Origin of the sequence: Alcaligenes ammonioxydans, from assembly GCF_019343455.1 — a bacterium.
Classification (GTDB): domain Bacteria; phylum Pseudomonadota; class Gammaproteobacteria; order Burkholderiales; family Burkholderiaceae_B; genus Alcaligenes; species Alcaligenes ammonioxydans.
The window spans coordinates 2,665,190-2,690,213 of sequence record NZ_CP049362.1 but is presented as its reverse complement, the minus strand read 5'-3'; the positions used below and the strand labels follow the sequence as shown (position 1 = coordinate 2,690,213).

General features: G+C 56.0%; 21 protein-coding genes and 1 tRNA gene. 20 read left to right on the top strand and 2 right to left on the bottom strand.

Features of this window, described 5'->3' with window-relative positions:
• Positions 1 to 152 precede the first annotated feature (152 nt).
• From FE795_RS12360 to FE795_RS12280, 17 genes are all read left to right on the top strand, one after another.
• Positions 153 to 237, top strand: a tRNA-Leu gene (locus FE795_RS12360).
• Positions 238 to 845: 608 nt separating this feature from the next.
• On the top strand, positions 846 to 2,021 hold the full coding sequence (locus tag FE795_RS12355) for a porin (RefSeq protein WP_059318018.1): 1,176 nt from the start codon (positions 846 to 848) through the stop codon (positions 2,019 to 2,021).
• 602 nt (positions 2,022 to 2,623) lie between these two features.
• Positions 2,624 to 2,983 (top strand): NADH-quinone oxidoreductase subunit A, encoded by a 360-nt coding sequence (locus FE795_RS12350; RefSeq protein WP_003801061.1) that lies wholly within the window; start codon positions 2,624 to 2,626, stop codon positions 2,981 to 2,983.
• A 146-nt stretch (positions 2,984 to 3,129) separates the two neighbouring features.
• Complete coding sequence (locus FE795_RS12345) at positions 3,130 to 3,606, top strand: NuoB/complex I 20 kDa subunit family protein (RefSeq protein WP_003801059.1); 477 nt, start codon at positions 3,130 to 3,132, stop codon at positions 3,604 to 3,606.
• Between the two features lie 26 nt (positions 3,607 to 3,632).
• Positions 3,633 to 4,244, top strand: a complete 612-nt coding sequence (locus tag FE795_RS12340; protein WP_003801057.1) for an NADH-quinone oxidoreductase subunit C — start codon at positions 3,633 to 3,635, stop codon at positions 4,242 to 4,244.
• Positions 4,245 to 4,249: 5 nt separating this feature from the next.
• Positions 4,250 to 5,503, top strand: a complete 1,254-nt coding sequence (locus FE795_RS12335) for an NADH-quinone oxidoreductase subunit D (RefSeq protein WP_003801056.1) — start codon at positions 4,250 to 4,252, stop codon at positions 5,501 to 5,503.
• 29 nt (positions 5,504 to 5,532) lie between these two features.
• Positions 5,533 to 6,027: an NADH-quinone oxidoreductase subunit NuoE gene (nuoE, locus tag FE795_RS12330; RefSeq protein ID WP_003801055.1), complete on the top strand. Its 495-nt coding sequence runs from the start codon at positions 5,533 to 5,535 to the stop codon at positions 6,025 to 6,027.
• The gene (gene nuoF, locus FE795_RS12325; RefSeq protein WP_003801054.1) at positions 6,024 to 7,391 is read left to right on the top strand and encodes an NADH-quinone oxidoreductase subunit NuoF; all 1,368 of its coding nucleotides are present in this window, start codon (positions 6,024 to 6,026) and stop codon (positions 7,389 to 7,391) included. Before nuoE ends, nuoF begins: the two co-directional genes overlap by 4 nt.
• A gap of 14 nt (positions 7,392 to 7,405) precedes the next feature.
• Positions 7,406 to 9,736 carry an NADH-quinone oxidoreductase subunit NuoG gene (nuoG, locus tag FE795_RS12320; protein ID WP_219234978.1) on the top strand — a complete coding sequence of 777 codons (2,331 nt, stop codon included), beginning with the start codon at positions 7,406 to 7,408 and terminating at the stop codon, positions 9,734 to 9,736.
• A gap of 1 nt (position 9,737) precedes the next feature.
• The gene (gene nuoH, locus FE795_RS12315; RefSeq protein WP_003801052.1) at positions 9,738 to 10,811 is read left to right on the top strand and encodes an NADH-quinone oxidoreductase subunit NuoH; all 1,074 of its coding nucleotides are present in this window, start codon (positions 9,738 to 9,740) and stop codon (positions 10,809 to 10,811) included.
• A gap of 17 nt (positions 10,812 to 10,828) precedes the next feature.
• Positions 10,829 to 11,317: an NADH-quinone oxidoreductase subunit NuoI gene (gene nuoI / locus FE795_RS12310; protein ID WP_003801051.1), complete on the top strand. Its 489-nt coding sequence runs from the start codon at positions 10,829 to 10,831 to the stop codon at positions 11,315 to 11,317.
• An 18-nt stretch (positions 11,318 to 11,335) separates the two neighbouring features.
• Positions 11,336 to 11,977, top strand: coding sequence for an NADH-quinone oxidoreductase subunit J (locus FE795_RS12305; RefSeq protein WP_003801048.1), 642 nt, complete (start codon positions 11,336 to 11,338; stop codon positions 11,975 to 11,977).
• Between the two features lie 2 nt (positions 11,978 to 11,979).
• A complete protein-coding gene (nuoK, locus tag FE795_RS12300; RefSeq protein WP_003801046.1) occupies positions 11,980 to 12,288 on the top strand; it encodes an NADH-quinone oxidoreductase subunit NuoK in 309 nt (102 codons plus the stop codon).
• Between the two features lie 15 nt (positions 12,289 to 12,303).
• Positions 12,304 to 14,316, top strand: coding sequence for an NADH-quinone oxidoreductase subunit L (gene nuoL / locus FE795_RS12295; RefSeq protein WP_131070744.1), 2,013 nt, complete (start codon positions 12,304 to 12,306; stop codon positions 14,314 to 14,316).
• A gap of 4 nt (positions 14,317 to 14,320) precedes the next feature.
• Positions 14,321 to 15,808: an NADH-quinone oxidoreductase subunit M gene (locus FE795_RS12290; RefSeq protein WP_003801041.1), complete on the top strand. Its 1,488-nt coding sequence runs from the start codon at positions 14,321 to 14,323 to the stop codon at positions 15,806 to 15,808.
• Positions 15,809 to 15,819: 11 nt separating this feature from the next.
• Positions 15,820 to 17,298 carry an NADH-quinone oxidoreductase subunit NuoN gene (gene nuoN, locus FE795_RS12285; protein ID WP_003801040.1) on the top strand — a complete coding sequence of 493 codons (1,479 nt, stop codon included), beginning with the start codon at positions 15,820 to 15,822 and terminating at the stop codon, positions 17,296 to 17,298.
• Positions 17,299 to 17,310: 12 nt separating this feature from the next.
• Positions 17,311 to 17,844: a DUF2818 family protein gene (locus FE795_RS12280; RefSeq protein WP_003801038.1), complete on the top strand. Its 534-nt coding sequence runs from the start codon at positions 17,311 to 17,313 to the stop codon at positions 17,842 to 17,844.
• Between the two features lie 136 nt (positions 17,845 to 17,980).
• On the opposite strand, the gene FE795_RS12275 is transcribed toward FE795_RS12280, so the two are convergent.
• Positions 17,981 to 19,096 carry an NAD(P)H-dependent flavin oxidoreductase gene (locus FE795_RS12275; protein ID WP_219234976.1) on the bottom strand — a complete coding sequence of 372 codons (1,116 nt, stop codon included), beginning with the start codon at positions 19,094 to 19,096 and terminating at the stop codon, positions 17,981 to 17,983.
• Between the two features lie 169 nt (positions 19,097 to 19,265).
• Here FE795_RS12275 and serB point away from each other — a divergent pair, with 169 nt between their 5' ends.
• Positions 19,266 to 20,117 carry a phosphoserine phosphatase SerB gene (serB, locus tag FE795_RS12270; protein ID WP_039943217.1) on the top strand — a complete coding sequence of 284 codons (852 nt, stop codon included), beginning with the start codon at positions 19,266 to 19,268 and terminating at the stop codon, positions 20,115 to 20,117.
• A 203-nt stretch (positions 20,118 to 20,320) separates the two neighbouring features.
• On the opposite strand, the gene mfd is transcribed toward serB, so the two are convergent.
• On the bottom strand, positions 20,321 to 23,800 hold the full coding sequence (gene mfd, locus FE795_RS12265; protein WP_039943202.1) for a transcription-repair coupling factor: 3,480 nt from the start codon (positions 23,798 to 23,800) through the stop codon (positions 20,321 to 20,323).
• Between the two features lie 29 nt (positions 23,801 to 23,829).
• On the opposite strand from mfd, the gene ispD reads away from it, so the two are divergent.
• Both ispD and ispF read left to right on the top strand, forming a co-directional pair.
• A complete protein-coding gene (ispD, locus tag FE795_RS12260; RefSeq protein WP_219234975.1) occupies positions 23,830 to 24,531 on the top strand; it encodes a 2-C-methyl-D-erythritol 4-phosphate cytidylyltransferase in 702 nt (233 codons plus the stop codon).
• Positions 24,528 to 25,013, top strand: coding sequence for a 2-C-methyl-D-erythritol 2,4-cyclodiphosphate synthase (gene ispF, locus FE795_RS12255; protein ID WP_039943200.1), 486 nt, complete (start codon positions 24,528 to 24,530; stop codon positions 25,011 to 25,013). The genes ispD and ispF overlap by 4 nt, the downstream gene beginning before the upstream one ends.
• Positions 25,014 to 25,024 lie beyond the last annotated feature (11 nt).

The following is a 25,024-nucleotide window of genomic DNA, read 5'->3' as shown; positions in this document are numbered from 1 at the left end:
GTAAGCAGACAAAGCCCGCCCTCAAGGCGGGCTTTGTTGTTTATGGCTGATTGTGTGAAATATGCCCCAGTACCGGCTTTTTTAAGTGTTTTAGGCTGTTTTGTGCTGACAGTCTCACTTTTATCGTGCTAATATCGCTGTCTTGATTGCTTGCCGACGTGGTGGAATTGGTAGACACGCTATCTTGAGGGGGTAGTGGCGAAAGCTGTACGAGTTCGAGTCTCGTCGTCGGCACCAAACAAAAAGCTGTGCGCTTGTGTGGCTTTGAAATAAAACCTGATCCTGAAAAGGACAGGTTTTTTTTTGCTTTTTTTGACGCCTGGCTGTCGGTGCGGTGGGGGTGAGGGTGTGGAATGTGGAGTGATGGGGGCTCGTCTGACCGCTTTTCCGGCTCACTTGATAGCGGTCAGGCTGCCCCTCGTAAAAATTCCCGCATTATGGAAAAGCTGAAAACCCGATGTCTTGGATGGAGGCTTTGCTGGAGAGGTGATGGGGGCGTGGGTGGGTGGTTGCGCTTTCTGGCGGGGTCGGCTCTATTTGGTCAGAATCCAGTATTGGCGATGCATTGCTGTAAGGACTTAAAGCAAGTTCTTAAGATGATTTCCGGCTTAGCCTGCTAATAGTCGCCCTCACTCAAAGTGGCCAGGAAAGCCTCTTTAAACAGGTTTTTGTTGTGTATAGCCAACAGCCTGTGCACAAAGATTCACGTTTCCGAAGGCTTTCGTAGTCAAGCGACGGGAATTTTGATGCAATAACGTTAACTTCCCATCGCGGAGTTAGAAAGAGCAGCAGCACTGTTGTAGTTGGGCTGCTCTGATTTACTCAAATCTACGGAGATTTCTTACATGAAAAAGACTCTGCTCGCTGCTGCTCTGATGGCCGGCTTCGCTGGCGTCGCACACGCAGAAACGTCTGTCACCCTGTACGGTATTCTGGACGGTGGTATCGGTTACCAGAAGTTCAAAGGTGTTGATTCTTATGCTTCTAACCGTGATGGTATGGAGTCTATCAGCCAGAAGAAAACCGGCATGATCAATGGCATCCAGTCCGGCAACCGTTGGGGCCTGAAGGGTTCTGAAGATCTGGGTGACGGCCTGCGTGCTGTGTTCGTTCTGGAAAGCGGTTTCGATCTGGGTACCGGTACCCACAAGCAAGGTGACCGTCTGTTCGGTCGTCAAGCCACTCTGGGTCTGGCTGGTGACAGCTGGGGTCAACTGGACTTCGGTCGTCAAACTAACATCGCCTCCAAGTACCTGCCAGGCGTAGCCGATCCATTCGGCGGTGGTTTCGACCAAGCTAACATCGGTGCTGCTTTCACAGCTGCTAACACCGTTCGTTACGACAACATGGTCATGTACCAAACCCCTAACTTCTCCGGCTTCCAGTTCGGCGTTGGTTACTCCTTCAACACCAATGGTCCTGAAGAGTACAAGATCACCAACAGCGTAAGCCCTGAAGATGGTCTGGAGCGCAACCAGCGCGGTATCACTACCGGTCTGCGTTACGCTAACGGCCCTATCGGTGTTGCTCTGACATACGATCAGTACAAGACTCGTGAAAACCGCGCTGCAGTTGGTGCTCCTGTGACTGGCGGCGACACTGTCAAGTCCTGGAACATCGGCGGTAGCTACGACTTTGAAGTTGTGAAAGCTCACTTGGCTTTCGGTCAAACTCGTGACGGTCTGTTCGAAGCTCAGTCCTTCAGCGGTGTTGGCATTGACACCAGCAACCTGAAAGGCCTGAAAGTTAACACCTACCTGGTCGGCTTGTCCGCTCCAGTTGGTGCCGGTACTGTGATGGGTTCCTGGACGATGGCTGATCCTCGTTCGGCTCCAGACGCATTGGCTAACACCGGTGCTTCGTGGGAAATGAAGAAACAGCACACTTTCAGCCTGGGTTACAGCCACCCACTGAGCAAGCGCACCAACGTGTACGCAATTGGTTCCTACGCCAAGAACGTTCACTTCTTGCCAGACGGCAAGTCGACTCTGGTCGGCGTTGGTCTGCGTCACCAGTTCTAATCGTTTCGCGTAGCATGTCTACGCGTTGCGAAGGGCAGGTCTTAGGACTTGCCTGAACTGCAGAAGTAAAAAAAGCCATCCTTCGGGATGGCTTTTTTATTGCTGGTTTGTAGGAGGGTGCGCGCATGGGAAGTCGGTTGCCGGCTGCGGTAGGTTTGAGCTGCGGCTGCGAGTTTGGATGTGTGGAAGGATATGCGTAGACGGCAGGTTTTGGGCTGGCCGAAAGCTTTAGGTGTGCATGCCGGGCTATATCGGGCTTGAGTGTATTTTGTGCTGGATGTTGGAGTGGAGCTTTTGGGGCCGACAGGCATCTGCTGTGTTCTTCTTGCTTACAAATTAATAAGGAAAATTTGTTTTCTAATGCCTAATTGCTGACATTTTCCTTACAAAACGGAGTAAGATGGGTAATCATGATCTTAAATCGCAACCCTTAATAGAATAAATAATCAATAGTTGAAGGGTTTTTGGTCAGGTAGCTGACAGTTTTTGCGGCGTGGGTGCAACACCCGCGCATAGATGTAATGCTTTGGGGTTATCCCCCAAAACTGTGCTCTCAAAATGCTACAATCCAAGAGTTTATTTACTGCGATTGGATGCTTTGCATGAACCTGCAAGAGTACTTTCCCGTTTTGCTATTTATCATCGTTGCCACTGGGATTGGCCTGGCGCTACTTTTGGTCGGTCGAGTGCTCGGTCCCAACCGGCCCGATGCTGAAAAGCTCTCTCCTTACGAATGCGGTTTTGAAGCATTCGGCGATTCGCGCATGAAGGTGGATATCCGTTACTACCTGATCGCGATTCTGTTCATCATGTTCGATCTGGAAATCGCTTTTCTGTTTCCCTGGGCCATGGCCAATGGAACAGTAGGCCTGGTTGGTTTCTGGACCGTTATGGCGTTTCTGGCCGTTTTGACGGTCGGTTTTATCTACGAATGGAAAAAAGGCGCTCTGGACTGGGAGTAACCCATCCACAGAGAACCCGCCTGAGGGTTTTCGCGTCTGCTGCTGGGCATAAGGGGCACGAGGATGCGTCTTGATGACAGCGGGTTTGGTCAGCAACAGGACAGGCCGGGTCTTCCCTGGCTCTGATCCGGCAAAAGGCAACTACTATGGCTATCGACGGCATTCTCAAAGAAGGTTTTGTGACGACCAGTGCAGACAAGTTTCTGAACTGGGCAAAAACAGGGTCTATGTGGCCCATGACATTTGGTCTGGCCTGTTGTGCAGTGGAAATGATGCACGCTGGTGCGGCTCGTTATGACCTGGACCAATTTGGCATTATTTTCCGTCCCAGCCCACGTCAGTCTGACTTGATGATTGTGGCGGGTACCCTGTGCAACAAGATGGCGCCTGCCTTGCGCAAGGTGTACGACCAGATGGCCGAGCCACGCTGGGTCGTATCCATGGGCTCCTGTGCCAATGGTGGCGGCTACTACCACTACTCCTATTCGGTTGTGCGCGGTTGTGATCGCATCGTTCCGGTGGACGTGTATGTGCCGGGCTGTCCTCCGACCGCTGAAGCCTTGGTTTACGGCTTGCTGCAAATGCAGAACAAGATCCGCTTGACCAATACCATCGCACGCTGAACGGTTAGAACAGGCTAAACAAGACTATGACACGGCTAGAAACTTTAAAAACCAACCTGCTCTCCATCCTGGGCGAGCAGGCTGCGTTGACGCAAGCGCGCAATGAGCTCACTTTGGAAGTGCCGGCTGATGCGTGGGTTGATACCTGCACCTTGCTGCGCGACCATGCTGATTTGCGCTTTGAAACCTGTATTGACCTGTGCGGGATTGATTACTCCGCCTGGAAAGCGCCTACCTATCAGGCGGCTGCGGGTCAGTTCCCTCATCGCTTTGCCGTTGTGCTGCACCTGATGTCCTTGAAGCACAATTGGCGCCTGCGTGTGCGCTGCTTTGTGCCCAACGATGATTTTCCAACATTGCCGACCCTGTTCGAGGTCTGGCCTTCGGTGAACTGGTTCGAGCGCGAGGCGTTCGACCTGTACGGCATTATTTTCGAGAACCACCCTGATCTGCGTCGCATTCTGACCGACTATGGTTTTATCGGTCACCCGTTCCGCAAAGACTTCCCCATCTCCGGTTACGTCGAAATGCGCTATGACACCGAGCAGAAGCGGGTCATTTACCAGCCCGTCACCATTGAGCCGCGTGAGATCACGCCGCGAGTGGTGCGCGAGGATGATTACGGAATTGGGCGATAAGCATCATGGCAGAAATTCAAAACTACACCCTGAACTTTGGTCCTCAGCACCCGGCTGCGCACGGCGTGTTGCGTTTGGTGCTCGAGTTGGACGGCGAAGTTATTCAGCGTGCCGACCCCCATATTGGTCTGTTGCACCGCGCCACCGAGAAGCTGGCCGAGCACCGCACTTTCCTGCAAACCCTGCCTTACATGGATCGTCTGGACTACGTGTCCATGATGGTTAACGAACACGCCTACTGCATGGCCGTGGAACGTCTGGTGGGCGTAGAGGTTCCTTTGCGCGCTCAGTACATCCGTGTCATGTTTGACGAAATCACCCGCATTCTGAACCACCTGATGTCGGTCGGTTCGCATGCGCTGGACGTGGGTGCGATGGCGGTGTTCCTGTACGCTTTCCGCGAACGCGAAGATCTGATGGACTGCTATGAAGCAGTCTCTGGCGCTCGGTTGCACGCCGCTTACTACCGTCCAGGTGGTGTGTACCGCGACTTGCCCGGCACGATGCCTCAGTACAAGGCCAATAAGTACCGTTCCGACAAAGAATTGAAGGCCATGAACGAAGCCCGTTCGGGTTCGCTGCTGGACTTCATTGAGGACTTCACCAATCGCTTCCCAGCCTGTGTGGACGAGTACGAGACCCTGCTGACGGATAACCGTATCTGGAAGCAGCGGCTGGTGGGTGTGGGCGTGGTCGATCCCGATCGTGCCAAGGCGCTGGGCTTTACCGGCCCCATGCTGCGTGGTTCGGGCGTGGAGTGGGATCTGCGCAAGATGCAGCCCTATGAAGTGTACGATCGCGTCGAATTTGATATTCCCGTGGGTCGCAACGGTGACTCTTACGACCGCTATCTGGTTCGTATCGCTGAAATGCGCGAGAGCAATCGCATCATCCGTCAGTGTGTCCAGTGGCTGCGCAACAATCCCGGCCCTGTCATCACGGATAACCACAAAGTGGCGCCACCCTCGCGCGAACGCATGAAAACCGGGATGGAGGATTTGATCCACCATTTCAAACTGTTCTCCGAAGGTATGCACGTGCCTACTGGCGAAGTGTATGCCGGTGTGGAGCATCCCAAGGGCGAGTTTGGCATTTATCTGGTATCTGACGGTGGTAACAAGCCTTACCGCATGAAGATCCGTGCTCCGGGCTTCGTCCACTTGCAGGCCCTCGATGAAATGAGCCGCGGTCACATGATTGCCGACGCGGTCACGATCATCGGCACGCAGGACATTGTGTTTGGCGAGATCGACCGTTAAGGTCGCGCCTGGAAAAACGGAACCGAATTATGTTGCTTTCCGAAAAAGCCTACCAACAGATAGATAAGGAACTGAGCAAGTTCCCGGCAGATCAACGTCGCTCTGCCATCATGGCCTCCCTGGCCATCGCCCAGCAGGAAAAAGGCTGGGTATCGCCAGAAATTATCGAGGATGTTGCCCAATACATTGGCGTGGAGCCTATTGCCGTGCAGGAGGTTGCGACCTTCTACAACATGTTCCACACCAAACCCGTTGGCCGCGTCACCATTTCCGTTTGCACCAACTTGCCCTGTGCGCTGCGTGATGGCGTCAAGGCCGGCGAGTACCTGAAAGAGAAGCTGGGTATCGATTACGGTGAAACCACGGCAGATGGCCAGTTCTCCCTGATCATGGGGGAGTGCATGGGTTCATGTGGTGATTCGCCCGTCATGTTGCTGAACAATCAGCACATGTGCGTGCGCATGGAAGCCGAGCGCATTGATGCCATGCTCGAAGAATTGAAGACATACGGAGAATCGGCATGATTGCACCGGACATTCTGCGCAAGTTCGCACAGGGACTGGAACCCAACCCTGGTGGCGACCTGTCGCGCAGCATGATTTTTCATGATCGTCACATCCAGCCGCAGATTCTGGCTGGCTTGAATGGCGATAACTGGGGCCTGGAAGATTACGTCAAGCGCGGTGGCTACGAAGCCTTGCGCAAGGTGCTGACCACCGGCATGAAGCCTGAAGACGTGATCGCAGAGGTCAAGACCTCGGCCTTGCGCGGTCGTGGTGGCGCAGGTTTCCCGTCGGGTCTGAAGTGGAGCTTCATGCCCCGCAGCCTGCCAGGCCAGAAGTACCTGGTCTGCAACTCGGACGAGGGCGAGCCAGGTACCTTCAAAGACCGCGACATTTTGCGTTTCAACCCGCATATCGTGATCGAAGGCATGGCTATTGCGGCTTATGCCATGGGCATTACCGTTGGCTATAACTACATCCACGGTGAGGTCTTCGAAATTTATCAGCGTTTTGAAGAAGCGCTGGAGCAGGCCCGTGCGGCCGGTTTCCTGGGTGACAAGATCCTGGGTTCGGACTTCAGCTTTCAGCTGCATGCGTTCCACGGTTATGGCGCCTACATTTGCGGTGAAGAAACCGCTTTGCTGGAGTCTCTGGAAGGCAAGAAGGGTCAGCCCCGTTTCAAACCTCCCTTTCCCGCCAGCTTTGGTCTGTATGGCAAGCCAACGACCATCAATAACACCGAAACCTTTGCGGCCGTTCCCTGGATTTTGCGCAACAGTGGTCAGGAATACCTGGAAGTAGGTATCCCCAACGCTGGCGGTACCAAGATCTTCTCCATTACCGGTGACGTAGAGCGTCCCGGTAACTACGAAGTGCCTCTGGGTACACCGTTTGCCACCTTGCTGGAATTGGCTGGCGGCATGCGTGATGGTCGCAAACTGAAGGCGGTGATCCCGGGTGGGTCGAGCTCGCCTGTTTTGCCGGCTGACATCATGATGGCCACCAATCTGGACTACGACTCGATTGCCAAGGCGGGTTCCATGTTGGGATCGGGTGCCGTCATTGTGATGGATGAGACACGTTGCATGGTCAAGTCCCTGCTGCGTCTGTCCTATTTTTACTATCACGAAAGTTGCGGCCAGTGTACGCCGTGCCGGGAAGGCACAGGCTGGTTGTGGCGTATGGTGCATCGTATCGAGAACGGTCAAGGTCGTCCGGAAGATCTGGACATGCTCGACGACATCGCACATAACATCATGGGTCGCACCATTTGCGCCCTGGGTGATGCTGCTGCCATGCCGGTGCGCAGTTTCGTTAAGCATTTCCGCGACGAGTTCGCACACCACATCGAGCATAAAGGCTGTGTGGTGCCTCAATATTTGTAGGCCAGGACAACGTAATGGTAGAACTCACCATCGATGGCATTAAAGTTGACGCCCCGGAAGGCAGCATGGTCATTCAGGCTGCCCATGACGCCGGGGTCTACGTGCCGCACTTCTGTTATCACAAAAAACTGAGTATTGCCGCCAACTGCCGCATGTGTTTGGTGGATGTGGAAAAAGCGCCCAAGCCTTTGCCTGCTTGTGCCACTCCCGTCACCAACGGCATGGTTGTGCGTACTCGTTCGGAAAAAGCCATTGCCGCTCAAAAGAGCGTCATGGAGTTTCTGTTGATCAATCACCCTCTGGATTGCCCTGTCTGCGACCAGGGGGGAGAGTGTCAGCTGCAGGATCTGGCCGTGGGTTACGGTGGCTCCGAGTCGCGCTACAAGGAAGAGAAGCGCGTTGTGGCTGCCAAGTCCATGGGCCCGCTGATCTCCACGGATGCCATGCAGCGTTGCATTCATTGCACGCGTTGTGTGCGTACAGGCGAAGAAATCGCCGGTGTGCAAGAGGTTGGCATGCTCAACCGAGGCGAACACGCTGAGATCACGACCTTTGTGGGTCGCGCAGTGGAGTCCGAGCTGTCGGGCAACATGATTGACGTTTGCCCCGTTGGCGCCTTGCTGTCCAAGCCGTTCCGCTTCAATGCCCGTACCTGGGAATTGGCCCGTCGTCGCAGCGTTAGCCCGCACGACAGCGTGGGTGCCAACCTGGTGCTGCAGGCCAAGATGGACAAAGTGCTGCGTGTCGTTCCTTTCGAGAACGAGGAAGTCAACGAATGCTGGATCAGCGACCGTGACCGTTTCTCGTACGAAGGTCTGTATACCGAAGATCGTCTGACCCGTCCCATGGTGCGTGGTGATGACGGCCAGTGGCGCGAGGCCTCCTGGAACGACGCCATGCAGACCATTGTGGCTGGCATGAACGCTGTGCGCGAGAAGTTTGGTGCGGATCAGTTGGGCTGTATTGGTTCGGCGACTTCCACCACTGAAGAACTGGCTTTGCTGGCTCGTCTGGGCCGTGCTCTGGGTACTGAAAACGTAGACTTCCGTCTGCGTCAGACCGATGCCCGTCTGGATGGCGCCTTGGCCGGTGTACCTTGGTTGGGTATGCCTCTGACTGCCTTGAACGAGCTGGATCGCGTTCTGGTTGTGGGCTCCTTCCTGCGTAAAGATCATCCCTTGATGGCTCAGCGTCTGCGCCAGGCTGTCAAACGGGGGGCACAGGTTTCTTTTATCGATTCGGCTGCCGATAATCCATTGTTCAATGCGATTGCTGGCCGTATGACCGTGGCTCCAAGCCAGTTGGCCAATTCTCTGGCTCAAGTGCTGGTTGCGGTTGCCAAGGCCAAGGAGACTGCGGTTCCTGCTGGTCTGGAAAGCGTGCAGGTGTCTGCTGAGGCTCAGCAGATCGCTGACAGCCTGGTGTCTGGCGAGCGTGTCGCTGTCCTGCTGGGCAATATGGCGGTCAACTCGGATCAGGCCAGCGTGATTGCGGCCAACGCTCATGCGATTGCACAGGCTAGCGGTGCCAAGCTGGGTTTCCTGACTGCGGGTGGTAACACCGTGGGTGGTTATCTGGCTAACGCCGTACCGGGCAAGGGTGGCTTGACCGCCGAGCAAATGCTGGCTCAAACCTTGCGTGCTTATCTGGTTCTGAACGTTGAGCCTGCTCTGGACAGCGATCTGGGCGAACGTGCTGTCGAGACATTGAAGTCCGCTACGTTCTCGGTGGCGCTGACATCGTATCGTTCCGCTGCCGAGCAGTGGGCCGATGTAATGTTGCCCGTGTCTCCCTTCACTGAAACCTCTGGCACCTTTGTCAACGCCGAAGGCCGTGTACAAAGCTTCAAGGGGGCAGCCGCTCCCGTGGGTGATACACGTCCTGCCTGGAAAGTTTTGCGTGTGTTGGGCAATCTGTTCCAGCTGGACGGTTTCGATGACGAAACCTCCGAGTCGGTGCGTGACTCTGTCATGGCTGCCGGTGTGGAATCACGTCTGTCCAATCAGATCAATCTGGCTGCCAGCGTTCTGCCTGAAGGCAGTGGCCTGGAGCGTGTGGCTGATGTGCCTATTTACCGTAGCGATGCACTGGTACGTCGTTCGGCTCCGCTTCAGCAAACACCGGCTTCGGCACCGCCCACAGCTCGTATGGCTGCTACCACTCTGGCTCAGTTGGGTCTGGTTGACGGTGATCTGGTGAAGGTTCGTTCGTCGCAAGGCGAAGTCAGCTTGCCTGCTCAACTGGATGACACCGTGGCATTGAACTCGGTGCGTGTTGCCACCGCTTTTTCTGAAACTGCCGCTTTGGGTAGTGCATTCGGTCAATTGACAGTGGAGCGTGCATAACATGGATTTTCTCTCTGCCATCAATAGCTACGGTACGGACCTGCTGGGTCCGGACGCATGGTATGTGGTGTGGACGCTGCTGAAGGTTGTCGCTATTGCGGTGCCCGTCATTCTGTGTGTTGCCTACCTGACCTACTGGGAACGCAAGATGATTGGCTTCATGCACGTTCGTCTGGGACCGACCCGTGTCGGTTACCGCGGCCTGCTGCAGCCTTTTGCTGACGTTTTCAAACTTCTGACCAAAGAGCTGATCGTTCCTGCGAAGTCCAACAAGGTCCTGTACCTGCTGGCACCCGTCGTGACGCTGATGCCCGCTCTGGCCGCCTGGGCTGTGATTCCTTTTAGCCCCGATGTGGTGCTGTCTGACGTGAACGCCGGTCTGCTCTACATTCTGGCGATCACCTCGCTGGGTGTGTATGGTGTGATCGTGGCGGGTTGGGCATCCAACTCCAAGTACGCCTTGCTGGGCGGTCTGCGTGCAGCTGCTCAGGTGCTGTCCTACGAACTGGCCATCGGTTTTGTCTTGATCACGGTGTTGCTGGTTTCCGGCACCTTGAATCTGTCGGGCATCGTGGTCGGTCAGACCCAGGGTTATTTTGCGGACAAGGGCTTGAACTTCCTGTCCTGGAACTGGCTGCCCTTGCTGCCACTGTTTGTGATCTACGTGATTTCCGCTGTTGCTGAAACCAACCGTCACCCCTTTGACGTGGTGGAAGGCGAATCGGAAATTGTGGCCGGTCCCATGGTGGAGTACTCCGGTACGGGTTTCGCTCTGTTCTTCCTGGGTGAGTACGCCAACATGATTTTCCTGTCGGCGCTGGCGTCCATCATGTTCTTGGGTGGCTGGACTCCGATTGTCGAGTTCGCTCCCTTCACCTGGATTCCGGGGTGGTTGTGGCTGGGGCTGAAGACTTTTGTCGTCGTCTCCATGTTCATCTGGTTCCGTGCGACGTTCCCACGTTACCGCTATGACCAGATCATGCGTTTGGGCTGGAAAGTATTTATCCCGCTGACCGGTGTTTGGCTGGTTATTGTGGCGATCTGGATGCAGACGCCCTGGAACATCTGGCATTAAGGCTAAGGGGCAAGATTATGGAAGCAATCAAAGATTTCTTCGGCAGCCTGATGCTGTCCGAGATGCTCAAAGGCATGCGCCTGACGGGGAAGTATTTTTTCAAGCGTAAAGTGACGCTGCGTTACCCCGTTGAGACCACGCCCGCTTCGCCACGTTTTCGCGGTCTGCACGCTTTGCGTCGCTACGAGAACGGCGAGGAGCGCTGCATCGCCTGCAAACTGTGCGAGGCCGTCTGTCCCGCCATGGCCATCTCCATCGAATCGGCAGAGCGCGAGGACGGCACCCGCCGCACCACACGTTATGACATCGATCTGGCCAAGTGTATTTTCTGTGGTTTCTGTGAGGAAAGCTGCCCGGTCGATTCGATCGTGGAAACGCATATTCACGAATACCACGGTGAAAAACGCGGCGATTTGTACTACACCAAGGACATGCTGCTGGCTATCGGTGACCGCTACGAAGACGAGATCGCTCGTCGTCGTGCCGCAGATGCACCTTATCGCTAAGGCCGGAGCTCTACACTCATGTTATTTACTACTGTTCTGTTTTATGTGCTGGCGCTGGTGATGGTGGTGGCCGCGTATCGCGTGATCGCCGCCAAGAACCCGGTTACAGCCGTATTGCATTTGATTCTGGTGTTCTTCACCGCTGCCATGATGTGGATCACGATGGGGGCCGAGTTCCTGGGCCTGCTGCTGGTTGTGGTCTACGTGGGTGCCGTGATGGTGATGTTCCTGTTCGTCATCATGATGCTGGATGTGCGTCAGGAGTCCGCTGCCCAGAAATTCAAGGCTTACGTGCCTATGGGGCTGTTGATCGGCGCCATCATGGTTCTGGAAATGGGCTTTGTGCTGACCAAGCTGTGGTTCACCACTGCCCCTGCTGCAGCCGTGGCTGCGGATTACAACAACACGCGCGTTATTGGCGAGCTGATGTATTCCCAGTACGTCCTGGCTGTTTTGCTGGGCGGTATTGTGCTGCTGGTTGGCATGATCTCGGCCATTGCACTGACGATGCGTAAACGTGAAGGCGTCAAACGCACCGTTTCCAGCGAACAGGTCAAGGTTCGCTCGAAAGACCGTCTGCGCATGGTTTCCATTCCTTCTCAAACCGAAAAGCCGTCGGTGTCCAGTTCGGCTGACGCTGTCGTGCCAGGAGACAAATGATGATGACGCTGACGCTTGCGCACTATTTGGTCCTGGGCGCTGTGCTGTTCACGATTGGCCTGTTTGGCTTTTTCCTGAACCGTCGCAACCTGATTGTTTTGCTCATGTCTGTTGAGCTGATTCTTTTGTCGGCCAACATGAATTTCGTGGCCTTCTCCACGTGGATGGGCAATGAGGCAGGTCAGGTGTTTGTCTTTTTCGTCCTGACGGTCGCTGCGGCCGAGGCGGCCATTGGTCTTGCAATTCTGGTTCTGTTGTTCCGTAACCTTAATTCGATCAATGTCCAGGATCTCGACCAGCTCAAGGGTTGATGGGATAGCACACTAATGAACTCCATAAATCTTTACTTAACGATTGCGCTTGCTCCCCTGGTGGGCTCGGCGCTAGCCGGTTTGTTCGGTACCGGCTTTCTGGGTCGATTTGTCGGCAAGACAGGCGCTCACCTGATCACGATCGCGGGCGTGCTGATTTCCTTTATCGGCTCGGTCATGGTCTTGCTGCAGGTCCTGGAAGGCCAGACGTTCAATGGTCCGGTCTACACCTGGATCACCATTGGCAGCATCCAGTGGGATATCGGTTTTCTGATCGACAAGCTCACCGCCCTGATGATGGTCGTGGTGACGTCCGTGTCGCTGATGGTTCACATCTACACCATTGGCTACATGAAGGACGATCCGGGCTATCAGCGCTTTTTCTCCTACATCTCGCTGTTTACCTTCTCGATGCTGATGCTGGTCATGTCCAACAACATGCTGCAGCTGTTCTTCGGTTGGGAAGCAGTGGGTCTGGTGTCCTACCTGCTGATCGGTTTCTGGTACGAGCGCAAGACCGCTATTTTTGCCAACATGAAGGCCTTTCTGGTCAACCGTGTGGGTGACTTCGGCTTTGCCCTGGGTATCGGTCTGCTCTATGCCTACACCGGTTCGATGAACTACAGCGACGTGTTCGCCAAGGTTCAGGAACTGAGTACCCTGACATTCCCCGGTACTGACTGGCAATTGCTGACGGTGGCCGCCCTGGCCCTGTTTGTGGGTGCCATGGGTAAGTCGGCTCAGGTGCCTTTGCACAGCTGGTTGCCAGATTCCATGGAAGGTCCCACTCCTATCTCGGCGCTGATTCACGCCGCGACCATGGTGACGGCCGGTATCTTCATGGTGGCCCGTTTCTCGCCTGTCTTTGAGCAGTCGACGACCGCCTTGTCCTTCATTATCGTGATCGGTGCTACGGGTGCCTTGTTCCTGGGCCTGCTGGGTATTATCCAGAACGACGTCAAGCGTGTTGTGGCTTACTCCACCTTGTCCCAGCTGGGTTACATGACCGTGGCTCTGGGTGCGTCGGCCTACTCGGCGGCGGTGTTCCACCTGATGACGCACGCGTTCTTCAAAGCCTTGCTGTTCCTGGGTGCTGGTTCGGTCATCATTGGCATGCATCACGATCAGGACATCCGCAACATGGGTGGTCTGCGCAAGTACATGCCAATCACCTGGCTGACGTTCCTGATCGGTACGCTGGCTCTGGTGGGCACGCCGTTCTTCTCGGGCTTCTACTCGAAAGAGCACATCATCGAAGCGGCAGGCGACGCCGGTATCTGGGGTTCGACCTACGCTTACTACGCCACACTGATCGGTGTGTTCGTCACTTCGCTGTACTCCTTCCGTCTGTACTTCCTGGTGTTCCACGGCAAAGAGCGCTTCCGTGACGTCAAGCACGATGAGCATCATGGTCATGACGATCATCACGCTCATGGTGGTGATCCGCACGAGTCGCCTTGGGTGGTGACACTGCCTTTGGTTCTGCTGGCCATTCCGTCCATTTTCGCCGGTATCTGGTTCGTTGAACCTTTGCTGTTCGGTGGCTACTTTGACGGTATTGTGACGGTTCTGCCGGATCATCCTGCCATGGCGACCCTGGCCAGCCATTGGACTGACTGGATGGCTTACGCTCTGCACGGCTTTGTGACCTTGCCATTCTGGCTGGTTGTGGCTGGTGCGGTGGTGGCCTGGTACATGTACCTGGTCAATCCTGCCTTGCCTGTAGCCATCAAGAAGAACTGCTCTTTTATCTACCGTATCCTGGAGAACAAGTACTACGTTGACTGGTTCAACGAGCAGGTGCTGTCTCGCGGCGTTCGCTGCCTGGGTACGGGCCTTTGGAAAGGTGCTGACCGTGGCCTGATCGACGGCCTGGTGGTCAATGGTAGTGCGCGCGTGGTGGGCTGGGTGGCTGCAATCAGCCGTCATATCCAGTCCGGCTATGTCTACCACTATGCCTTTGCCATGATCCTCGGGATTCTGGCGCTCTTAACCTTTTTTGTACTGGCGAGTTCGGTAAATGGCTAGCGATATGGCGTCTTCTACTCTTCCTTGGTTAACGCTGGCGATTTTCGTACCTATCGTCGCTGGCCTGTTGGTGCTGGCTCTGGGGCGTGATGATCGTCCCACCTTCACCCGCTGGCTGGCGCTGCTGGGTTCGATTGCCGGTCTGATTGTCACGATTCCTCTGTACACGGGCTTTAATCCCGCCACGGCTGACATGCAGTTTGTCGAACTGGCTCCCTGGATTGACGCCTTCAAGGTGAATTACCACCTTGGCGTGGACGGGATTTCCATGTGGTTTGTTCTGCTGACCGCCTTCATCACTGTGATTGTGGTGCTGGCGGGCTGGCAGGTGATCACCAGCCGTGTGGCCCAGTACATGGGCGCCTTCCTGATCCTGTCGGGTCTGATGGTAGGTGTGTTCGCGGCTCTGGATGGCTTGCTGTTTTACGTGTTCTTTGAAGCCACGCTGATCCCGATGTATCTGATCATCGGTATCTGGGGTGGCCCCAACCGCGTTTATGCCTCGGTCAAGTTCTTCCTGTACACCCTGCTGGGTTCCTTGCTGACGCTGATTGCATTCATCTATTTGTGGAATGTGTCTGGCGGTACCTTCGATATCCTGACCTGGCACAAAGTGCCGCTGGATTACACCACGCAGGTGATGATCTTTGCTGCGCTGTTTATGGCGTTTGCCGTGAAAGTGCCTATGTGGCCCGTTCACACCTGGTTGCCCGATGCTCACGTGGAAGCGCCCACGGGCGGTTCCGTGGTTCTGGCTGCCATCATGCTGAAACTGGGTGCTTACGGCTTCCTGCGCTTTTCCCTGCCGATTGCGCCTGATGCCTCCCAAGGTCTGGCCGGCATCATCATTGCCCTGTCCCTGGTCGCGGTGATCTATATCGGTCTGGTTGCCATTGTTCAGGACGACATGAAAAAGCTGGTGGCGTATTCCTCTGTGGCTCACATGGGTTTTGTCACGCTGGGCTTTTTCGTGTTCAACACCACGGGGATGGAAGGTGCGATCATGCAAATGATCTCGCACGGTTTTGTCTCTGGCGCCATGTTCCTGTGTATTGGTGTCTTGTACGACCGCCTGCATAGCCGCCAGATTGCCGATTACGGTGGTGTGGTCAAGGTTATGCCGCGCTTTGTCACCTTCTTCGTGCTGTTCTCCATGGCCAATAGTGGTTTGCCTGGCACCAGCGGGTTTATCGGTGAGTTCACCGTCATCATGGGTGCGGTCGAATACAACTTCTGGATCGGTTTGTTGACAGCCACTGCTTTGATTACCGGTGCATCCTACTCGTTGTGGATGCTCAAGCGCGTGGCTTTTGGCCCCGTGGGTAATGACAAGGTGGCTGGCATGAGCGATCTGAGCGGCCGTGAGTTCTTCGTTCTTGGCGTAATGGCGATTGCGGTGTTGGGCATGGGTGTGTATCCCAAGCCATTCACCGAGGTCATGCACGTTTCGGTTGAAGCGTTGCTGCAACACGTCTCCATCTCGAAACTGTAGGCCGAATCACTATGGATACTACCTTTAACTTTTCTCTGGCTTTGCCCGAGATCCTGCTCCTGGTTCTGGCTTCGTGTGTGCTGATTTTTGATGCGTTCAGCACACACAAACAGCGCCACTCGACCTTTGTTCTTAGCCTGCTGACGCTTGCCGTGGTTGCGGCCAGTGTGGCCTGGCAATGGTCCAAGGGTGTGAACGGCGTCTCGTTCGGTGGTCTGTTCGTCGTTGACGAAATGGCGCACTTCCTGAAGCTGCTCTCGTGTGCCGCTGTGGCCGCTACCCTGATTTACGGTCGTGAGTACGCTGAACAGCGTGACATGATGGAGCGTGGCGGTGAGCTCTATACCCTGACTCTGATGGCTCTGCTGGGCCAGATGATCATGATTTCGGCCAACAGCATGTTGACCGCCTATCTGGGTGTGGAGTTGATGTCCTTCGCGCTGTACGCACTGGTTGCCTTGCGTCGCGAACATCGTCAGTCCATCGAAGCAGCGCTCAAGTACTTCGTTCTGGGTGCGTTGGCATCGGGTATCTTGCTGTACGGTATGTCCATGATTTTTGGCGCTACCGGTCATCTGGAGTTCCCACGCATTGCTGAAGTGATTGCCAATGGTCAGGCCGAGCGTCTGGCGCTGGTCTTCGGTGTGGTGTTTGTGGTGGCAGGTCTGGCTTTCAAATTGACGGCCGCTCCTTTCCACATGTGGACACCGGACGTCTATCAAGGCGCTCCGACCACGGTCACCCTGATTATCGGTGCTGCTCCCAAACTGGCTGCGTTTGCGGTAACCATGCGTTTCCTGGTTGAAGCCCTGCACGGTATTGCCGTGGATTGGCAGCCTATGTTGCTGATCATGGCTGTGCTGTCGCTGGCCTTGGGTAACCTGACTGCGATCATGCAAAAGAATCTCAAGCGTATGCTTGCGTATTCGACCATCTCGCACATGGGTTTCATTTTCCTGGGCTTGCTGGCAGGCGTGTTTGACGGCGAGACTCACTCTCAAGCCTATGGTGCCTCGCTGTTCTACGTGGTGATCTACGTGCTGACCACGCTGAGCACCTTCGGTCTGATTCTGATCCTGAGCCGTCGCGGTTTTGAATGTGAAAACATCAGCGATCTCAAAGGTCTGAACCGTCGCAATCCCGGTCTGGCATTGGTCTGGCTGTTGTCCATGTTCTCCCTGGCTGGCATTCCTCCGCTGGCCGGTTTTGCCGCCAAGCTCAGTGTGCTGCAGGCGGTGGTGGGCGCAGGTTATATCTGGCTGGCCGTGTTTGCCGTGATCATGTCCTTGATCGGCGCCTTCTACTATTTGCGCGTTGTGAAGGTGGTTTACTTCGACGAGCCCGAAGGGGAAGAGCATCCGGTGGCAACCGGTTTGTTGACCAAGCTGGTCATGCTGGTAAATGGTGTGCTGATTATCGGCCTGGGTTTGTTGCCCGGCGGTCTGATGGATACCTGCATCCGCGTGATCCAGTCTTCCTTGCAGTTTTAAATAGGTAGCCCCATGGACCAAAGCCTTTCCATCTGGGTCTTGATTGTTCTTTCCGTGATAACGGCTAATCTGCCGTTTCTCGTGGAGAAGCCCTTGCTGGTATTGCCTTGGTCCTTGCCGGGCGAACGGTCTGGTCTTTCGCCCTGGCTGCAACTGATAGTCGGTCTGGTGTATCTGCTTGTCCTGGCGGCTTTGGGACTGGGCATTTACACCTTGATTGCGTCCAGCTCGGGTCTGAATTCCTTGCCGCTCATGGTAGGCAAGCTGCTTCTAGGCTTAGCGTTAGCGGCTGCTTTGTTTTTCTTTCCCGCGTGGCGTGCTCGTCATCAAAAGATCTCCAAGGGCTTTCTGTCCCGCCTTCTGGAGGTGTGCGCCTTGTACTGTATCGTGGGGGCATTTGGTTTTGCCTTTGAAGCCAGCATTGGTAATCCGTTCAAGCAGACCTGGGTGTTTTACACCATTACTTTCGCTTTGTTTTTGGTCATGGCCTACCCCGGCTTTGTGTATCGCTACTTGATGCGTCATCCCAAGGGTAAATTTGACTAAGACTGGCCCGTGTAAAAAAACCTCGCAAAACTATTTGCGAGGTTTTTTTTAGGAGGTCTCGGATGTGTGACTTAGTCCGTCTGTCGGCCAGTGTGGACGGGGGCCTGGCCCTTCAGGTCGCAAGGTCTGGCCTTAATCAGGGCTGATCCAGGGGGGCATGAGTCGCGCCGGCCAAACCCAGACGTTTACATACGCCCTGAGCTTCTTGAGCCAGTACCAAGGTTAATTGCTCAGCAGGCAGTGCGCGGCCCAATGCTGCGCTTTGACCGCTCCATAGAGAGGTGAACTCGCTGCGGCCTTGTTTCTCCGCTTCGATACGCAAGGGGCTCAGCGCGGAACCAGCATGAGGAAACACAGGAGCGCTGTCACTTAATGGGCCGATTTCGTCCATCAGACGAGTGCGGATACTGCGGGCGGGGCGGCCGGAGAACAGATTGGTCAGCGCTGTTCCATCCGAGCGGCTCTGTCCCAAGGCCTCACGGTGTAGTGGGCTGATCTTGGACTCAGGGCAGAACAGGTAGGCGGTCCCAATCTGGGCGGCACAGGCTCCTAAGGCCAGCGCTGCCGCAATGCCCCGTCCGTCGGCAATGCCGCCAGCCGCGATGACAGGAATGCTTACGGCGTCGGCAATCTGAGGAACCAAAGACAGGGTGCCCACTTGAGTATGAACTTTATTATCAAGAAACATGCCGCGGTGGCCGCCTGCTTCGACGCCTTGGGCGATGATGATATCGGCACCGTGTTCTTGCAGCCAGACAGCTTCGGCGGTGGTAGTGGCACTGGACATGACCAAAGCGCCGGATTTTTTGACGCGCTCAACCAGGTCAGCGGTGGGCAGGCCAAAATGGAAGCTGACCACCTCGGGCCGGATCGCTTCCACCAGTTCAGCATGAACCGGCGAGAAAGGCGCGCGTGCCGCCTTGGGCAGCTCCTGGTTCGGGTCCAGCCCATATTCCTGGTAGTAGGGCATCAGTCGCAAGCGCCATTCCTGCAGGGCCTCTTGCTCCAAACGCAGATCTTCATGGCAAAAAAAGTTCAGATTGATGGGCGCTGAGACGGCTTGCCGAAATAGCGCCACTTGTTCACGAATCTGGTCCGGGCTGAGCATGGCGCAAGCCAGGGAGCCAAGGCCACCGGCACGAGCGACTGCGATGGCCAACTCGCTGTCTTGGGCACCGGCCATGGGAGATTGGACAATGGGGTGTTCGATGTGGAGCAGATCGAGCAAGCTATGGTTGGGCCAGATGTACATGGAGGGCGTCCTCGGTCATTTCGCAATAGCGTTTATCGTAGCAGGATGAGTTCAGACTGAAAACTGACAGGGATGCGTGAAGGCCAGGCTGTGACTGACCGTTGGCAGGCTACAATACTGGTTTTTTGGCACAGTGCCTGTGCTGTATTTTTGCTTTGTGGACGATCTGATGTCTCATCTCATTCTTCAAGGGCCGCGCCTTGACAGCGCCATCATCGAAAAAATTGCGGCAGTGGTGCAAGCCGATGGCGTGCAGGAACTGGGCCCCACTGCAGTCCGCGTTCTGGGTGCGGATGCCTCGCAGTGTGCTGACGTGCAGACCCTGTGCAAGAGCGGCGCGATGGACTTTGCCTTTCTGGAGCAGATCGATCGCCTCAAGGATATGCGCGTGTTGGCTATGGACATGGATTCCACGCTGATCAATATCGAATGCATTGACGAGATTGCCGATATGGCGGGCCGCAAAGAGCAGGTTGCCACGATTACTGAAGCGGCGATGCGGGGCGAGATCAAGGATTTTTCCGAAAGCCTGGTTCGTCGAGTGGCGTTTCTGGAAGGGGTGCCGGTCAGCGATCTGAGCCGTGTTTATGAAGAGCGTTTGCAGCCCAATCCCGGGGCTGAGCGCCTGATCGCAACCGCGCATGCGCACGGCGTGAAGACCTTGCTGGTGTCGGGCGGCTTCACTTTCTTTACGGAGCGCATGAAAGATCGCTTCAGCCTGAGTTTTGCCCACTCCAATACCTTGGAAGTGGTGGACGGTAAATTGACTGGCAAAGTCTTGGGTGCCATTGTGGATGGGCAGGCCAAGGCGCGCTTCTTGCAGGAGTTGGCTGCCGATCTGGGGGCAAGCCCCGAGCAGTGTATTGCAATCGGTGATGGGGCCAATGATCTGCCCATGATGTCCAAGGCCAAGTACTCGGTCGCTTACCGTGCCAAACCTGTCGTGCAGGAGCAGGCCCGCTTTGCCTTGAATCATTCTCCCTTGGATGCCGTATTGAACTGGTTCCGTTTGGACGTGTGAGGGACACGAACCGTCAGCGTGGTTTGGCGCTACAAAATCGGAGGGTGGATGTTAGCTTCAGTCCATCCGCACCCGGGGTGGGGCTGTATTGAGAAGTTTCGGTTCGCAGGCCTAAATGCATCAGTCAGGGGCGTTACGGTCAAACATAAAAGAGCGCTGTCTTTGTCCAGCGCTCTTTTTGCATCCAGCGTGACGATTAAGGCTTACTTCTCTTGGCGCAAGCTGTTCAAGACATTGCGTACGGCCTGAATGCGATTCTTGATTTCTTCACCTTTGGTGATGTCAATCTTCAGTTTGTCCGGGCCGGCCAGTCGCACCTGTTTGTTCTTCTGCACCAGTTCAATAATGCTGACGGCATCTACATTGGGTTTGGAGGAAAACTGAATCGTCGCCTGTGATTCACTGGCATCAATCTTCACAATACCTAAGGGCTCGGCCTTGATGCGCAAACGATGCACGGCCAGCAGGTTCTCGCCGGCCTCCGGCAGCAGGCCGTAGCGGTCGATCAGCTCTTCATGAATGTGGATCAGGTCGTCCTCAGTGCGGGCGTGCGAGAGCGTCTTGTAGTGCCCCAGACGGGCATTGACATCGGGGCAGTAGTTGGCGGGCAGCAGGGCGGAGGTATGCAGATTGACCTCGCATTGCAAGGCGAAGGGCGAATCCAGGTCAGGTTCCTCCCCCGCTTTCAGGGCTTTGACGGCCGTATTGAGCATATCCGCATACATGGAATAGCCTACTTCCTGAATGTCGCCGGACTGGGATTCGCCCAACACTTCCCCCGCACCTCGAATTTCCAGATCGTGCATGGCCAGGAAAAAGCCTGCACCCAGCTCTTCCATGGCTTGAATCGCTTCCAGCCGTTTTTTCGCATTGCTGGTGATGGCGTCCTCACCTGGGGTGAGCAAATAGGCATAGGCCTGGTGGTGGGAGCGGCCAACGCGGCCACGCAACTGGTGCAGCTGTGCCAGACCCAGACGATCGGCACGGTGAATGACGATGGTATTGGCCGTGGGTACATCAATGCCGGTTTCAATAATGGTGGTACATAGCAGTACGTTGTAGCGCTTTTGATAGAAGCCTTTCATGACGGCTTCCAGCTCGCGCTCAGGCATTTGACCATGGGCCACGGCAATGCTGGCTTCCGGGACCAATTCCTCCAACCGGGCACGACGGTTATGGATGGTCTCGACTTCGTTGTGCAGGAAGTAGACCTGACCCCCGCGTTTCAGTTCGCGCAGCAGCGCTTCGCGTATGGTGCTGCCATCTTCACGACGGACAAAGGTTTTGATTGCCAGACGTTTTTGTGGCGCTGTGGCAATCACGGAAAAGTCCCGTATGCCTTCCAGGGACATTCCCAGGGTGCGTGGAATAGGGGTTGCGGTCAGGGTCAGGATATCGACTTCGGCACGTAGCTGCTTCAAGGCCTCTTTCTGGCGCACGCCGAAACGGTGTTCTTCGTCGATGATGACCAGGCCCAGATGCTTGAAGCGCACATCGGGCGACAGGATCTTGTGCGTTCCAATGACAATATCCACACTGCCGTCCTGAAGTCCTGCGATGGCGGCCTGGGTTTGTTTCGTGGAACGAAAGCGGGACAGCTCGGCAACCCGGATGGGCCAGTCGGCAAAGCGATCCGAGAAGGTTTGGGCATGCTGCTCGGCCAACAAGGTGGTCGGGCAGAGCAAGGCTACCTGTTTGCCATTGGCTACCGCCAGGAAGGCAGCGCGCAGCGCAACCTCGGTCTTGCCAAAACCCACATCCCCGCAGACCAGACGATCCATGGGCTGGCCGGACGTCATATCGTTGATGACCGCTTCGATAGCGGCGGCCTGATCCGGGGTTTCTTCAAAACCAAAACCTTCGGAGAAGGCCTGGTAGTCATTGAGGGGCAGCTTGAATTTGAAACCTTCACGGGCGGCTCGCTGGGCGTACAGGGCCAGCAGCTCAGCCGCACTGTCGCGTGCTTGCTTGGCGGCACGACGGCGGGCCTTGTCCCATTGACCCGAGCCCAGTTGATGCAGCGGGGCATGCTCGGGATCGGCGCCGCTATAGCGGGCGATCACATGCAACTGAGCAACGGGAACATAAAGTGTGCTGCCTTTGGCGTACTCCAGATGCAGAAACTCGACCGGGCCTTCACCCAAATCCATTTCTTTCAGGCCGCAATAGCGGCCAATGCCATGCTCGGCATGGACTACCGGGTCACCTTCACGCAGCTCGGACAAGTCCCGCACCATGGCCTCGACATCGCTGCTGCGTTCGTTGCGGCGGCGGCTGCTTTGCGTGCGTGTCTGGGTAGGGTAGAGATCATTTTCGGTGAGCAGGCTCAGATTGTCATGAATCAGGGCAAAGCCGCGAGACAAGGGCGCAACGACCAAGGCAAAAGCCGCGTCTGACTGCAGAAAATCCGTCAGGTTCTGGCAGTCTGACGCGGGCGTCAGATTGTGCTCGCGCAGCATTTGCAGCAGTGTTTCCCGCCGGCCAGCCGAGTCGGCGCACAAGACGGTGCGATTTCTCGGGTCCAGGACTTCTTGCCGCAGTTGGGCCAGCGGGTCTTTATCCCGTCGGTTGACCGCCACGACGGGCAAGGCTTCAAAGTCCGGGTGAGCAATCGGCTGATTGTCGGCCTGAGCACTCAGGCTCAGACGGCAGAAAGGCTTGATGCCATTGAAAAACTGCTCATCGGACAGAAACAGGCTTTCAGGTGGCAGGATCGGGCGTTCACGGTCGTTCTTCAGGAACGAGAAGCGGCTGTGCGTATCACTTTGGAATCGGGCGATGGCGTTTTGCGCGTCCCCGTGCGTGATCACCAGGCTGCCTTCTGGCACGTAGTCCATCAAGGTCGCCGTTTCTTCAAAGAACAGCGGCAGGTAGTATTCAATGCCCGCAAAGGCAATGCCGTTGCCTACGTCCTTATAGGGCAGGGCGCGCGACGGATCACCCTCAAAGAACTCGCGGAAACGGGCCCGAAACTGGGTGCGCGCTTCTTCGTCCATGGGGAACTCGCGACCGGGTAATAGCTGAATTTCCTTGACCGGATAGAGGCTGCGCTGGGTATCGATATCAAAGCTGCGTATGCTTTCGATCTCGTTGTCGAACAGGTCCAGACGGTAGGGCAGCACGGAACCCATTGGAAACAGGTCAATCAGACCGCCGCGGATGCTGAATTCGCCCGGGGCACTGACTTGGGTCATGTGCGTGTAATTGGCCAGCATCAACTGGGCGCGTAGCTGCGCTTCATCCAGTTCATCACCCTGACGGAAGGAAAAGGTATAGGCCGCCAGAAAAGAAGGTGGCGCCAGCCGATACAGGGCGGTTGTGACCGGGACGGTCAGTACATCGACTTCGTGCATGGTCAAGGCATGCAAGGTGCGCAGGCGCTCTGAGATCAGGTCCTGATGAGGGGAGAAGCTATCGTAGGGCAGCGTTTCCCAGTCCGGCAACTGGCGCACGCGCAGGGCGGGGCCAAACAACAGGATTTCCTCGGCCAGCCTTTGGGCAGTCAAGGGGTCGGCGCAAAGCACCAGAATAGGCGCCTTATGCTGGCGGGCCAGGTCGGCAATCAGGCAGGCATCCCCGGAGCCCGGAGGCATGGGTTGCGTGTAGCGTTGACCAGGACGTAGGGCAGCCAGCACATCTTGGGTGCTGGGCAGGGACAGGGAGTGCTGTTTTTCGGTTTCCATCAGGATTGTCATTATAAAATCACCCACCTATGAAGACTACCTTGATTGCAATTGTTCCAGCTGCCGGCATCGGCTCGCGCGCCCTGGATTCTGCCACGAAGGCACAAGGCTTGCCCAAGCAATACCGTTTGCTGGGCGGGCAGCCCATGTTGCGCCGCTCGGTACAGGCTTTGCTGGCCGATGAACGTATCAGCCAGGTGCGGGTGGCTGTGGCCCCCGGTGACATCTGGGCCGCCGACGCACTGCAAGATTTGCCGCGCACGGTCTGTCTGCCTTGTGGTGGGCAAACGCGGGCTGAAACGGTGCTCAATACCTTGCAGAGCCTGGATAAGGACGAGCAAGCCTGGGTTCTGGTTCATGATGCTGCGCGCCCCGGTTTGCCCAAGCAAGTCCTGGCGCGCCTGATTGATACCTGCTTGCAAGCGCGACGCGGTGGTTTGCTGGCTTTACCCGTTGCTGATACGGTCAAGCGCGCAACCCCCACCGAGCCGGTCGCGGTACAGGAAACGGTGGACAGGGACGGGCTGTGGCTAGCGCAGACTCCCCAGCTGTTTCCCGCCCACGCCTTGCGTGAGGCCTTGCTGGTGGCTAAAGAACAGGGTTTTGCGGTGACGGATGAAGCCAGCGCCATGGAATTGGCGGGTAGCCGACCCTTATTAATCTTGGGTTCGGCGCGGAATTTTAAAGTCACCTGGCCTGAAGATTTTGAACTGATGGAGAAATGGTTATGAGCATGCCGATTCGCGTAGGACAAGGTTTTGATGTGCATGTGCTGTGCGAAGGCCGACCCTTGATTCTGGGCGGTGTCACCATCCCGCATACGCATGGCTTGATGGGGCATTCGGATGCCGATGCCTTGCTGCATGCCATTACCGATGCCATCCTGGGTGCTGCGGGCCTGGGGGATATTGGCCGCCATTTCCCCGACACCGATCCGAAATACAAGGGTGCCGATAGCCGCGTGCTGCTGCGTCATGCTTATGAACAGGTACGTGCTGCGGGCTGGTTGGTAGGGAATGTGGATGCCACGATTCATGCGCAAAAACCCAAGATCGCTCCCCATGCTGCGGCGATGGTGGCCAATATCGAGGCCGATCTGCAACTGGAACCCGGCAGTGTGAATATCAAGGGTAAAACAAACGAGGCCATTGGCTTTGTGGGGCGCCAGGAAGGGATCGCGGTGACTTCAGTCGCCTTGCTGTATCGAGCCTGATCGGACCTAGG